Origin of the sequence: Sphingomonas sanguinis (assembly GCF_019297835.1) — a bacterium.
Lineage (GTDB): Bacteria > Pseudomonadota > Alphaproteobacteria > Sphingomonadales > Sphingomonadaceae > Sphingomonas > Sphingomonas sanguinis_D.
In genome coordinates, this window is the sequence record NZ_CP079203.1 from 67149 (window position 1) to 79705 (window position 12557).

The following is a 12557-nucleotide window of genomic DNA, read 5'->3' on the forward strand; positions in this document are numbered from 1 at the left end:
CGCGTAGGCGGTGCAGCGCGGTCTGAGCTACCCGGGCCACCCGGCCAAGTCGGTTGCACCTGAAGTCAGATCTTTCGCCCGCCTTCCGGCTCAACCCGCATGGCGGCGTGCACCGTCGATCCGCCTGTCCATAGCGGCTTGGCGCTGGTGTTGCGTATGTGGGTGGTTCGGTCATCATGGACATGATGTCACTGCCCATGATCCAAAAAGCTAAGTCGCTATGAATGAACAATTTTGCTCACCATCGCGAACAGGCGATCCGTCGTCGGCGAACACTATGTCCGCGGCCGGACACTCCGACCACACGTCAATACCCGACGAAATCCTGATAATCGAGGACGATAAGGTCGTCGGTCGTACCACGGAGATCCTGTTTCGGCTGGCGGGATATCGGGTTGAGATCGCTACCGACCCCGACAGCGCCTATTCGATGCTCGCGCGTCGTCGCTATGACGCGATCCTGCTCGATATGAATTTCACGGCGGGCCGCTCGGATGGTCAAGAGGGGCTGGCCTGTCTCGCCCGGATCGTCGCGGACGATCCCCGTGCGTGCGTCGTGGTCATCACCGCCCATAGCGGCATCCGCATCGCTGTGACGGCCATGCAGGCGGGCGCTCGCGACTTCATCATCAAACCGTGGCGCAAGGACGATCTGCTCGGCAAGGTCGACTCCGCGATCAGGCGAAACGCGGGCAACAGCGCGGTCCAGCAGTCTGCGGCTATCGGTCCGTCGGCAGGCCGCGCTCTGCTTGGGGCATCGGCCGCGATCGAACGCGTCCGTGCGCTTGTCCGGAGGGTCGGACCGACGATCGCCTCCGTGTGTGTCACCGGAGCATCCGGCACCGGACGCTCGCTGGTCGCCGAGGCGCTTCACGCATCGTCCTCCACCGCCGAGACCAAGCCGACACGGGTCGACCTGAGCGATCCCGACCAATGGCCCGCTCTGGACCAGGCCATCGGCACGATCATACTGCGACACGCCGATCAGCTGGCTGCACACGCGCAGGCCCGGCTGCTCGACCGGCTGGTGCCGGGCCTACGTTGCATTACCATCGTCGACCATGTCGCTCTACTGTCCCCGGCACTGCGTCGGCGGCTCTGTACCGTCGAGATCGCGGTGCCGCCGCTCTCGGAACGTCGAGAGGACGCGGTGCTGCTCGGTCGGCACTTCGCAAGCATCGCTGCCGAAACCTACGGCCATGCCGCGCCGCGACTAACGCCTGCGGCAGAGGCGTTTGTCGCTATCACCGACTGGCCGGACGAGGTACGCGGGCTGGCGATGGCGATCGAACGTGCGGTCGTGCTGTCGGACGATGGCCTGATCGACGTCGCTGCGATCCGGCCGATCATGCCGCTCGCCGCTTCGGCGGCCGAGACCGTACCGGTATTCCGCGTGCAGGATGCCGAGAAGCTGATGATCGAGGCCGCATTGAAGGAGTATCGCCACAACGTATCGCGGGCGGCGGCGGCATTAGGCCTAAGCCGTGGCACCCTTTATCGCCGGATGGCGCAATATGGTCTCTAGACGAGAAGGTCATGCCTTGCTGGTTGGATCGGGACTGGGGCTGTCCGGTATGGCGGCCGGGATGGCGGGGACGCATGGTCTATGGCTGGCATTGTCCGGCGCGCTCCTGCTGCTGGTATGGCTGCTCGCGGCCAATCTGCTTTTGGCGAAGCAGCACCTAGTCGTCCCGGCCGCGACGCCCGGCGCGCCCGACGAAGCGCAGATCGCGCATCACCTGCTGCTTGATGCTTCGCCAACGCCGCTGGTGCTGGTTGCCGGAAGGACGGTGCGGACGATGAACCGGGCGGCGCGCCGTCTCTTCGCGACCGACGATCGGATATTGCCGCCCCCGACGACGCTGTTCGACCGGGATGCCACGCATCTGCGCCACGCCGGCCGGAACTGGCGTGCCGACAGGGTGGAGGTCGGTAACCGGTCGGTGGTGGCACTGATTGATATCGAAAGCGAAGAACGCACCGCAGAGGCGCGCGCAAGCGCCGAGATGATTCAGGTACTGGGCCACGAAATGCTGAACGGACTCGTCCCGATCGTATCGCTGGCTGAGTGCGGGATCGCTGCGGCCGAGGCCCGTGACGAGGATCCGGCCCTGCTCGCGGAAATTCTGACGACGCTTGCGCGACGCGCCGAGGGGCTGCGGCGTTTCACCGAGGCCTATCGCGAACTAGCACGTCTGCCGCCGCCTTTGCGGCTGATCGTGTCAGTTGAAGATATGCTCAATGACCTTGCCCGGCTATTCGCAAGCCGCTGGCCAGGCGTTGGTCTTTCGATCGACATTGAACCTGGCCTGTGTGTCGAGATCGATCGTGACCAGATGAACCAGGCATGTTGGGCATTGTTGCAAAATGCCGTCGAGGCGATTGAGCACGGTGGCGTTTCTTGTGGTCAGGTCGATATTTGGGCTAGTATCGCCAATGACGTGCTCACGATCGAGGTACGGGACAACGGACCGGGCATCCCGCCGGATCGCAGGCATGGCATTTTCCGCCCCTTCTACACCTCCAAGCCCAGCGGAAGCGGGATCGGGCTCAGCTTGGCACGCCAAGTCATGCAGGCGCATGGCGGCACGTTGACTTTGATTAGTCCTTCACCAGCAATATTCCGTGCATGGGTGCCCAAAGCTTGCACACCGAGCGATAGTGTATTCACGGATCGGATCTGATGGATCGCAAGAAGCCTAACCACCGAGGCATTATATTTCGAAAGGGCCGCAGTCACCTGCATCGGCTATGACCGCCAGCGATCTTCTTGGTGGATTGTGCGCCTCTTTCTCATCCGCAACGCCAATTGCTAAGAAATTCCAATAGTTGTTGGAAAAGAATTATAAACGGATATCTGAAGTTGGGTTGGAAAAAGTGAATTTGAATGACTGCATGAGATTTGGTTAGACTTCCGTCCGTTCAGCCAGCTCCAAAGCGTCCTCCACGTCGACGCCCAAATAGCGAATGGTGCTATCAATCTTTGCATGACCGAGGAGAATCTGAACGGCGCGGAGATTGCCGGTCGCCTTGTAGATAATTGAGGCCTTCGTTCGCCGAAGCGAGTGCGTCCCATAATCCTGCGGGGGTAGGCCGATGCCGATCACCCATTCCCGTACAAGACGGGCATATTGGCGTGTGCTCATGTGGGCCATGTAATCGTTGCGGCTCGGGAAGACGAAATCATTGAGCGTACCACCACGCCGTTCAAGCCATGCGCGTATTGTTTTACGGGCCGTATCCATAAGTTCAAACTGAACAGGACGCTTTGTCTTCTGTTGTACGATGATGGCGCGATCCCGCACACGCCCGCCAGAAACCAGATCGCCGATGCGGACTTTGACCACATCGCAGCCGCGTAATTTGCTATCGATAGCAAGGTCGAACAGCGCTCGATCACGTAATCGCCGGTGTTGATCAAGCCAAAAGCGAATGGCCCAAACTTGCTGCTGTTTAAGCGCCCGCTTGGCACCAACCAATCGGCCCTCATTCCAAGGGCGAAGTTCGTGGAAGGCGGGATCCATTGCCGAGTGACCCATCGCTTTTCTCCATTGCGCCGAGTCGGTGCCAACATCATAATCGGCCGCCGTAAATGCGCGGTTTGGAAACGTGATGGATGCTCTGTCATCCAGACACATTAAGGATCGTCCGATAATGTTGGCCGCAAAGGCGCTGGCCTATGTCACTTCCGAAAATTGGCATCGGAGGCGATTGTGGTTTTGTTGAAGCACCGAACTTGCGTATGGAAATGGTAGCCATCTGACGGTTGATGCCAAAGTCGCTCTTCGGATCGCCGAAAAGGTCCGATTGTGATCGCCCGCTAGGTGGAAGTTCGTTTTGCGTTTTAGCGACAGGTGACAACCGGATGGCTCTATCACCCGACTATTATGCCGTTCTCGGGGTGCCCTCGACGGCAAGTCGCGACACTATACACTCCGCGTGGAAGGCGCTGCTCCGTCAATATCATCCCGATGCCAATCATGGTGTGGACGTTTCCGCCCGCGCGAAGGAGATCAATGAGGCATATGCCGTTTTAGGCAAGAAGGAAGCGCGCGCCGCCTACGACCGCTTATATTTCACGCCGTCCGCTCATCAAACTAGTGCAGATCGCCCGGTTCATCCAAGGAAAGCCAGCAGGCGCCCTATGCGACCTAACTCTTCCATGCCGCCCAGCGGTAGCTTCTCGCAGCCGCTAGACACCAACGACTGGCTGATCGGCCTTTTTCTGTTAATCCTTACCGCCGCACCGTTAGCGACCATCCTTGTTCTGTATTACGAGGAGCCCGGTTCGGCATCTACGGCTCGACATGGCGTGGCAGTTCAACGCGTACCATAACCAGCCAAAGCCGTCCGCACCTTATCGGGCATGAAGCCCGATTTGCACAACCTGCTTCCTACAGCGGCCACAACGCGGTGATGAACAAGCGGCCGAAGTTGGGCAGGGGAAAAGGGATCGCGAATGTCTGATCCTGGGTCTGTTCACCGTTAAAGTTTAAGTCGCGAGGGCGATGGGCACACGGTAGACATCGTCCGCCTGCCCCCCCAGTGCGCGACACAAGTCCAATCCTGCCTTCAATAGCGGGAGTGCTAGTTCGATCGCATGCTGCTTACTCAACCGTGCATCGGGGCCTGCCAAACTCAAGGCGCCGACCAAACGATCGCCGTGGCCGATGATCGGTACCGACATGGAGGCGACATGCGGCGTAGTTACGCCCACGGTGTAGAGCGGGATTGGCGGCAGGGCGGGGCGGTGTTCAGGCCATTGTTCGAAGAGCCTAAGCAATTGCGCGGAAGCCGAGGCGTCCATCGGCCGCTGCGTACCCGGTTGGACATCGAGGCGAAGACTGCTGGGCGAATTGACCCGGAACAGGCACAGCCTGACCTCGCCATGGCGGACATAGAAGGTCGCCGTCTCCCCCGTCGACGCCGCGAGCTTAGCAAGCACCGGCATGATATGCCGTTCGAGGTCGTTACCTTCCTGATAAATGGTGTTGAGACGGACCACCTCGCTGCCAAGCTGATACTGGCCGTCCGGCATACGCACGAGCAGACCGTAACGCTCGAGTGAGACGGCCAGGCGCATGATCGTGCTTTTCACGAGCCCAGTGCGCTCGGACAATTCAACAAGACCGAGTGCGCCGTCGCCCTGCCGGAACGCTGTCAGCAGCGTTAATCCGCGCTCGAGCGCCGCCACGCCTTCGGAAGCGGGCCTGTCCTTCATTACCGTCGCCATCATATCCTGCCGTATCTCAGGCGTCGTATAGCGCCGGAAGGACGCCCGCGTCATCACACGCGTTCGCAGCCGAGTCGCTTGAGTGTCTCATCCACCCAGGCGCGGGGATTCTCGCCGCGTCGGATCTTTTCCATCTGTGCTGTCTCCGCCGCATGCTTGGCCGATGCGGTCTTGAGGACCTGCTCGGCATCCGCGATGGGCACGCAGACCAGCCCGTCGTCATCGCCGAGCAGCAGGTCGCCGGGACGGATCACCATGCCTTCGATCGCGATGGGCACGTTCACCTCGCCCGGGCCGTCCTTGTAGGGGCCGCGATGGGTCACGCCCGCTGCGAAGACCGGAAAGGCATTGGCCCGGATCGTCGCGGCGTCGCGGATCGCGCCCCAGATCACGATCCCGGCGATACCACGGCTTTCGGCATAGGCAGTCATCAGTTCGCCAATGAGCGCGTTGGTAAGGTCTCCGCCCGCATCGACGACCACGACGTCACCCGGCTCGGCAATGTCTAAAGCCTTGTGCAGCATCAGATTGTCGCCCGGCCGCGCCTTCACCGTGACGGCTGGTCCTGCCAGCACGCCACCGGCATGCATGGGGCGCAGCGAGGCGCCGCCCGCCGTCATGCGGCTCATCGCGTCGCTGACATTGGCGACGGGAAGGGCGGCGAAACGTGACACCAGTTCGGCGTCGATACGCTGTTCGACTGGCAGGATGCGAAAACCTATCGCCATGGGAAAACTCCGAAAAGCTCAGAAGGAGAAGCGGAAGCCGACGCGGAACAGTCGGCCGAAGGTGTCGTAGAGCGCGGTGTTGGTGGCGACCGGGATCGAGCCATCGCCGGGGGCGAACGGCGGTGCCTGGTTCAGCACGTTGGACACATTGAGGAACATCTCGGCGCCTTTGCCGAAGTCGTCGAAACGATAGCCGATCTGGCTGTCCCAATAGGCCTGCGCCTTGATCGTCTGGATGTCGACGGCGGTGGGGCCCCGGGTGTTGTCGTAACGACCCCGGCCGATGAAGCGGACCTGATTGAAGAAGTTAAAGCCGCCCTTGTTGAAATCGGCCTGCGCGTTGAACCGCCAATGCGGGTTGGCGCTGATGCCGACTTCACCCGCGCGGTCGATCGACGGCGAGCCCGGCGTCGTGGTCGCCAGCTTGCCGACATAGGATACCACGGTGCGCAACGACAGGGTGGCATCGGTCTCGAGCATCGAGGCGAGCGGCACACGGTAGCTGGCCTCGATGTCGACGCCATTGGTCTGCAACTCCGACAGGTTGATCGGATAGGCCAACAGTCCCGTCAGATTGCCTGCCGTATCGCGCTGGATCAGCGACTGTGCGATCGCGTTACCGGCGAACGCCTGGTCGAGCGTCTGCTGCCCGGTCAGCGTGCCGATCGCGTCCTTGATCTTGATATCGTAATAATCGACCGAGAGGCTTAGGCCCGATACGAAGGTCGGCGTATAGACCGCGCCCAAGGTGAGCGTGTCCGCCTTTTCGGGCTGCAGCGTGGTGTTGCCGCTGTTGGTGACGAAGATGCCGGACAGGCGGACGTTGTTGCGGAACGGATCGGTCACGGTGACGGTGTTGGTACGCCCGCTGGTGAACAGTTCCGACAGATTTGGTGCGCGGATGTCGCGCGAGCGCGTGCCGCGCAGTCGCAGCGATTCGACGGGCGTCCAGCTCAGTCCGGCCTTCCAGGTCGTCACACCGCCGCTGGTCGAATAGTCAGTGTACCGCACCGCGCCATTGAACTCGAGATTGCGGAACAGGGTGACGTCGCGGAGGAGCGGAATGACGGTTTCCACATAGCCTTCCTTGACGTCATACTGACCCGACCAAGGCTGTGGATTGGCGAACAGGAACGCACCCGCGCGCGAGAGCGCATCAACCGTCAGTTCGGCCTGTTCCTTGCGATATTCGAAGCCGGTCGCAAAGGAGATCGGTCCTGCCCAGCCTTCAAAGGCGGTGCCCGACAGGTTGATCGCGGCCACATCCTCCTTGAAGGTCGAATTGGTGCGGCTCGTTCCGCGTGTATAGGCCAGCGCGGCGGCCGAGGGCGAACCCACGCCGAACACGTTGAAAGGCGAGCAGCCGTTGTTAGGATCGGTCAGCGTCGATCGGCACACGATCTGCCCGGTCGCAGGATTGACCACGGCATCGACCGCGCGGGTGAAGTTGGCCGTGATCTCGTTGTTCAGCACGTCGGTGCGCTGCTTGGTGCGGCCATGCTGGTAATAGCCGTTGATCTTCAGGCCGCCGATCTCGCCCTTGAAGCCGGCGACGTAGCGGTCGGTATCGGTCTTGATGTCCACGTCGGTGAACCCGCCCTCGACAGAGTAGCGCAGCATGGACGCGCTCGTGACCGACGGATTGGCGGCGAAGAGCGCACGCACTTGGGCGGGCAGGAAGGCATTGTCGCGCCGGATTGTGATCGGGTTCGTGACTTGGTGGCGGTTGACCGACGTCGAATAGCGGGTGCTGGTCGTTCCATAGGACGCCTCCCCGAACACCGAGAAATTCTCCGTCAGGTCATATTCGGCGCGCCCGAAAAACGCCGCACGCTCCAGCGGGCGGTTGATTTCCTGGAAGAGCTCAGAGTTGACGCCGTCACCGCCGATCTGCTGCGTCGAGGTGAGGTAGGAGCCGAAGCTGTAGGGCGAGACGGTGCCCCCTGGACCGAATTGCAGGCCGCGGAACTGCGCGTTCTGCGCCGCGGTGCCGCCTGTGCCGCCGGTCAGCATCCCACCGTAAGTACCGATGACGCGCACGTCCTCGGCAGAGATTAGGGTAGGGCCACCGGCCGGGCCGTTGATCAGGTTCGACCCCCGGCGTGCCCAGGCGCGTGCGCCTTCGAGGATGCCGTCGTTCTTGTAATATTCCGCGCTGCCGACCAGGTGTAGGCGATCACTTAAGAGGCTGACCCCGCCGGTCAGGACCGCACGCGTCTCGGCATTGTCACCTTCGGTTGAGATGCCCTTGTTGACCTCGCCCTTCAGGCCTTCGAACTTCGTATCGAGCACGAAATTGACGACGCCCGCGACCGCGTCGGAGCCATAAGCGGCCGATGCACCGCCGGTGACGATGTCGACGCGCTGGATCAGGCCGGAGGGCAGCAGGTTGACGTCGACGGTGCCGAACTGGCTGGCCGCCACGAAACGACGTCCGTCGAGCAGCGTCAGCGTGCGAACCGCGCCAAGATTACGGAGGTTCAGAAAGGCTTGGCCGCCACCCTGGGTGCCGCTCGCCCGCTGCGGCCCACTGGTTGCGGTAAGGGCGGGAATGGTGCGCAGCGAGTCCGCGATGGTCGAGGGCGATGCCTTGACCAGCTGATCGGAACTCAGGACCGTGACCGGGGTGGGCGTGGTAAAGCCACTGCGACCGATCCGCGATCCGGTCACGATGATTTCCTTGTCAGCCTGCGGCGTTGCGGTGTTGTCCGGTGCGACTTCGGCGGTCTGCCCCTCCTGAGTCTGGACAGCCTCTGGCACCGTCTGCGGAGCCGCCTGAACGCCGGATGCATCAGAGGCGGCCGGGTCGGCGCGCTCCGTGGCGACCGCCTGGGCGTGGGCGGGCGTCGCGATCAGCAGCGTCGAAGCCGCGCTCGCAAGTAGCAGGGCGCGAATGGGCACGGGCGGACAAGCATGGAAGCGCATGAAAACCTCTCCTGAAGGCGTCCGTTTTTCGGATCGTGACGTCATTCCTATACAAAATGATACTTGTTGCAACACCATTTCGAAATGACGTTGCAAAAATATGCGACGCGTTTAATCTGGTTCGTAACGAGCAAAGAGACTCGTGGGACGAGGAGCCTTGATGACGCAGAATCTTTCGATCCTTGTGGTTGGCGGGGCCGTGGCTCCGGCCGCGCAGGACCAGGCGCGGGAGCGCGGGATCACGATGTCCGTTTGCAAGCCCTATCCCGATGCGGATGAACTGGCCGGGGCCGCTAATGAAGCCGAGGCCCACGCGCTCATCCTGCGACTGGGGCGAATTCCCCGTGACGCCATCACGCGCATGCAAACCGTTCGGATCATCGCCAAACATGGTGTTGGGATCGACGGCATTGATGTGGACGCCGCATCTGAACGCGGGATTCCGGTTGTGGTGGCCGGGGGTGCCAATGCGCAGTCGGTCGCGGAGCAGGGGCTCGCGTTGCTCCTGGGTGTTGCACGCTCGACGGCATGGCTCGACCGCCGTATTCGTGACGGTCATTGGGACAAGTCGACCTATGCGGGCACCGAATTGGCGGGCAAGGCGGTTGGTCTCATTGGTCTGGGGGCAATCGGGCGTGCCTTTCTGACGTTGCTGCGTCCGTTCGGCGTGACCGCAAGTGTATATGACCCCTATCTGCCCGCCCATCTGGTGCCCGAAGGCGTGGAGCTGGTCGAGGATGTCGGCACGCTGTTCAGGTCGAGCGATATTCTCAGCCTGCATTGCCCCCTCACCGACGAAAACAGGGGGCTGATCGACGCGGCGGCGATCGCGCGGATGCGGCCGGGGGCAATCCTGCTGAATACGGCGCGTGGGGAATTGATCGACGAGCCCGCACTGGTCGCGGCGCTCCGCGAAGGGCGGCTCGGGGGAGCGGGCCTCGACACCTTCGCCAACGAACCGATCGCGGCGGATCACCCGCTCCTCACCCTCGACAATGTCGTGGTCAGCCCACATGTCGGCGCAAACACCCATGAGGCGCGTGCGCGCGTCGGGGTCCGCTGTATCGAGCAGATCGCCGATTATCTCGAGCGCGGCGCGCTTGACCCCCGCAATCACATCAACAAGGCGGTGCTGGCCACCGTCTGACCCTCCGGCTGACTGAAACGGTGCCGACGCGAAGACGCGCGACTTTCCAGGAGAGTGAAATGGACGCCGAGACGACGCTCGAAATGCGCACCATGCGCAAGGTGACCTGGCGCCTGCTGCCCTTCTTGATGCTCTGCTACCTTATGGCGTTCATCGACCGGGCGAATGTCGGCATGGCGTCGCTGCAGATGAATGCCGATCTGGGCCTGTCCGCCCGCATCTTCGGGTTCGGGGCCAGCCTGTTCTTCGTCGCCTATTTTCTGATGGAGGTACCCAGCAACCTCATGCTTCAGAAAATCGGTGCCCGCTACTGGATCGCCCGCATCATGGTCACCTGGGGGATGGTGTCCACGGGCATGGCCTTTGTCTGGAACGCCGAGTCCTTCTACGTGATGCGCTTCCTGCTCGGCGCCGCGGAAGCGGGCTTCTTTCCGGGCGTGATCCTGTATCTCACCTATTGGATGCCGCCCCGGTATCGCGGACGGATGCTGGCGCTGTTCGCCATCGCCATACCGGTGTCGAGCTTTATCGGCTCACCCCTGTCGGGACTGCTGCTCGCGCTGGACGGACTCGGAGGGCTGCGAGGGTGGCAGTGGTTGTTCATCTGCGAAGGCATTCCGACCATTCTTCTTGGACTGGCCTGTCTTCGGGTGCTGACGGACCGACCCGCCGATGCCGCCTGGCTCGACGATGACGAGCGCGCCTGGCTTGCGCATGAGCTCGCCCCGGCGTCTGGATCGAAGCCGCTCGTCGATGGGTCTGCCTGGCGGTTGGTACGGACACCAGCATTCTGGGCAATGGTAATCGCGTGCTCGGGGGCGTCAGCGGCCGGCAGCGTCCTTGGCGTCTGGCAGCCGCAACTCTTGAAGTCGTTCGGGCTGACGGATCTTCAGACGGGGTTCGTCAATTCGGTCCCTTATGGGATCGCGGCCGTCGCCATGGTTCTGTGGGGCCGTCATTCGGATGCGACGGGAGAACGGCGCTGGCATACCGCGCTGCCCCTGCTTCTCATCGCTGTTGGCGCCGTTGGAACCTTCGCGCTGACCGGGCTGATACCGACCGTACTGCTGCTGACCTTCGTGCTTGCCGGAGCCTATTGTTTCAAGGGCCCGTTCTGGAGCATGGCGTCAAGCTGGCTGTCGGCCAGTACTGCGGCAGCAGGCATCGCTGCGATCAATGCCACGTCTAACCTCATCGGAGGCGGACTTATGGTCAACGTCTATGGGCTAATCCACGACGCGACCGATAGTTACGTCCTGGCCCTTCTTCCTCTAGCCGTTCTTACCGTTGCGAGCGCCGCAGTCGTGGTTCATGTCGGCCAAGCAGCGAAAGGACGAGCTGCGGCAGGTGTATCCTCGACATAGGCCCAGGGAAATATTTGCGATCCACCTAAAATACTTTGTGAATGGATGTCCAAGGTTTAGTCGTTTCAGCTTTTGCTGCGAACCTTTTCCATCTCCAGCTGAAATGGTGTCAGGCGGGGGCGTCATTTTGCTTCATCTGACAGCCGATTGAGGATCGGTATCGCGTTCTTCAGTTGTTTGCGCTCCTCAGGCGACAACAAGCTGTGAATCGCATCCGCAATATGGACGGCGCGAGTTGTTCGTGCGTGCGACAGTGCGAGTTGCCCGTCGGATGTGATCGACACGAGTCTGCTTCGGCGGTCGGCGGGATCAGCGAGCTGTCGCACCAATCCGTCCGCGTCGAGGCCTGCGACCACGAGGCGCATCGTCTGGTGAGTGACGCCGCGTCGGTCAGCCAAAGCGGCAACGTTCATGGAGCCGAGGCTTTCGAGAAGATCGAGTGTCTCGGACTGTGCCGACTTCGGCGTGCCCGTTCGCTGTCGCACGGCACGGACGAACGCGCTTACGCTTTGCCGGAGATCCTCGGCCAGTTCAGCCACATCGTCCGGCGCTTCGCCGGCCTCACTCATCTGACGGTCCGCCCCGTTGCAGATCGGCGAGCACGGTAGAAAGGTTGTTGATGCCCCAGTGTTCAGCATAACGGCCGTCCTTGACCCGCACGATGTCGATGACGTCGATCCGAATGGGTTTCCCGGTGGGCGCTACGCCAAGGAGGGGGGCATCATGGGTTCCCGATATGGTTTTGCGAGTGGTGACCTTGTCCCCTTCTGCGATCTGATCGTGGATGGTGACGGTGAGGCCCGCGATCGCAGGGCGCAGAACCCGATCGAAGGTGCTCCACATACTTTCGCCATCCGAAGGAGCGCCAGGTGGCGCCGATCGATTGATGAACGTTGGCGCCATCAACGCTTCGAACGCATCACGATCGCCCCGCTCGATGACGTCTCGATTGAAACGGAGAACCACTGCTTTCGCACCATCGATAGACATAGTGCCTCCTCTGAGGATATATACAGCATAACTGTATATATCGCTGGTTTGTCGAACTCAAATCCGCGAACTGAGGCAGTCCTGTGCGCGACGGGTTCCGCCCTATTGAGGCAACGGAATCAGTGTCTAATCTTGGTTGCCACTGAGGGGCGGACGAATGGCTGGCTCTT

11 protein-coding genes are annotated in these 12557 nt (G+C 61.7%); 5 read left to right on the top strand and 6 right to left on the bottom strand.

Features of this window, described 5'->3' with window-relative positions; translation table 11 throughout:
* Positions 1–277: 277 nt before the first annotated feature.
* On the top strand, positions 278–1525 hold the full coding sequence (locus tag KV697_RS00310; protein WP_219019636.1) for a sigma-54-dependent transcriptional regulator: 1248 nt from the start codon (positions 278–280) through the stop codon (positions 1523–1525).
* The gene (locus tag KV697_RS00315) at positions 1485–2684 is read left to right on the top strand and encodes a sensor histidine kinase (RefSeq protein ID WP_257575465.1); all 1200 of its coding nucleotides are present in this window, start codon (positions 1485–1487) and stop codon (positions 2682–2684) included. Before KV697_RS00310 ends, KV697_RS00315 begins: the two co-directional genes overlap by 41 nt.
* 222 nt (positions 2685–2906) lie before the next feature.
* Here the strand turns inward: KV697_RS00315 and KV697_RS00320 are convergent, their stop codons facing one another.
* Positions 2907–3539: a tyrosine-type recombinase/integrase gene (locus KV697_RS00320; RefSeq protein ID WP_219021131.1), complete on the bottom strand. Its 633-nt coding sequence runs from the start codon at positions 3537–3539 to the stop codon at positions 2907–2909.
* 326 nt (positions 3540–3865) lie between these two features.
* Here KV697_RS00320 and KV697_RS00325 point away from each other — a divergent pair, with 326 nt between their 5' ends.
* The gene (locus KV697_RS00325) at positions 3866–4336 is read left to right on the top strand and encodes a J domain-containing protein (protein WP_219019637.1); all 471 of its coding nucleotides are present in this window, start codon (positions 3866–3868) and stop codon (positions 4334–4336) included.
* A gap of 156 nt (positions 4337–4492) precedes the next feature.
* Here the strand turns inward: KV697_RS00325 and KV697_RS00330 are convergent, their stop codons facing one another.
* From KV697_RS00330 to KV697_RS00340, 3 genes are read right to left on the bottom strand one after another with little or no spacing between them, the layout of a single operon-like run.
* Positions 4493–5287: an IclR family transcriptional regulator gene (locus KV697_RS00330; RefSeq protein ID WP_257575466.1), complete on the bottom strand. Its 795-nt coding sequence runs from the start codon at positions 5285–5287 to the stop codon at positions 4493–4495.
* Positions 5287–5961, bottom strand: coding sequence for an RraA family protein (locus KV697_RS00335; RefSeq protein WP_219019638.1), 675 nt, complete (start codon positions 5959–5961; stop codon positions 5287–5289). Before KV697_RS00335 ends, KV697_RS00330 begins: the two co-directional genes overlap by 1 nt.
* Before the next feature lie 18 nt (positions 5962–5979).
* The gene (locus tag KV697_RS00340) at positions 5980–8886 is read right to left on the bottom strand and encodes a TonB-dependent receptor plug domain-containing protein (protein ID WP_257575467.1); all 2907 of its coding nucleotides are present in this window, start codon (positions 8884–8886) and stop codon (positions 5980–5982) included.
* Positions 8887–9046: 160 nt separating this feature from the next.
* On the opposite strand from KV697_RS00340, the gene KV697_RS00345 reads away from it, so the two are divergent.
* On the top strand, positions 9047–10033 hold the full coding sequence (locus tag KV697_RS00345) for a hydroxyacid dehydrogenase (protein WP_219019639.1): 987 nt from the start codon (positions 9047–9049) through the stop codon (positions 10031–10033).
* Between the two features lie 59 nt (positions 10034–10092).
* Entirely contained in the window at positions 10093–11397 is a 1305-nt protein-coding gene (locus KV697_RS00350; protein WP_219019640.1) for an MFS transporter, read from the top strand.
* Positions 11398–11519: 122 nt separating this feature from the next.
* On the opposite strand, the gene KV697_RS00355 is transcribed toward KV697_RS00350, so the two are convergent.
* Positions 11520–11966 carry a MarR family winged helix-turn-helix transcriptional regulator gene (locus tag KV697_RS00355; protein WP_219019641.1) on the bottom strand — a complete coding sequence of 149 codons (447 nt, stop codon included), beginning with the start codon at positions 11964–11966 and terminating at the stop codon, positions 11520–11522.
* Positions 11959–12387 (bottom strand): ester cyclase, encoded by a 429-nt coding sequence (locus tag KV697_RS00360; RefSeq protein WP_219019642.1) that lies wholly within the window; start codon positions 12385–12387, stop codon positions 11959–11961. Before KV697_RS00360 ends, KV697_RS00355 begins: the two co-directional genes overlap by 8 nt.
* Positions 12388–12557 lie beyond the last annotated feature (170 nt).

Coding starts and splice junctions, on each gene's coding strand:
- KV697_RS00320 (WP_219021131.1), bottom strand. CDS start 3,539: ATGGGTCACTCGGCAATGGATCCCGCCTTCCACGAACTTCGCCCTTGG.
- KV697_RS00335 (WP_219019638.1), bottom strand. CDS start 5,961: ATGGCGATAGGTTTTCGCATCCTGCCAGTCGAACAGCGTATCGACGCC.
- KV697_RS00330 (WP_257575466.1), bottom strand. CDS start 5,287: ATGACGCGGGCGTCCTTCCGGCGCTATACGACGCCTGAGATACGGCAG.
- KV697_RS00340 (WP_257575467.1), bottom strand. CDS start 8,886: ATGCGCTTCCATGCTTGTCCGCCCGTGCCCATTCGCGCCCTGCTACTT.
- KV697_RS00360 (WP_219019642.1), bottom strand. CDS start 12,387: ATGTCTATCGATGGTGCGAAAGCAGTGGTTCTCCGTTTCAATCGAGAC.
- KV697_RS00325 (WP_219019637.1), top strand. CDS start 3,866: ATGGCTCTATCACCCGACTATTATGCCGTTCTCGGGGTGCCCTCGACG.
- KV697_RS00355 (WP_219019641.1), bottom strand. CDS start 11,966: ATGAGTGAGGCCGGCGAAGCGCCGGACGATGTGGCTGAACTGGCCGAG.
- KV697_RS00350 (WP_219019640.1), top strand. CDS start 10,093: ATGGACGCCGAGACGACGCTCGAAATGCGCACCATGCGCAAGGTGACC.
- KV697_RS00345 (WP_219019639.1), top strand. CDS start 9,047: ATGACGCAGAATCTTTCGATCCTTGTGGTTGGCGGGGCCGTGGCTCCG.
- KV697_RS00310 (WP_219019636.1), top strand. CDS start 278: ATGTCCGCGGCCGGACACTCCGACCACACGTCAATACCCGACGAAATC.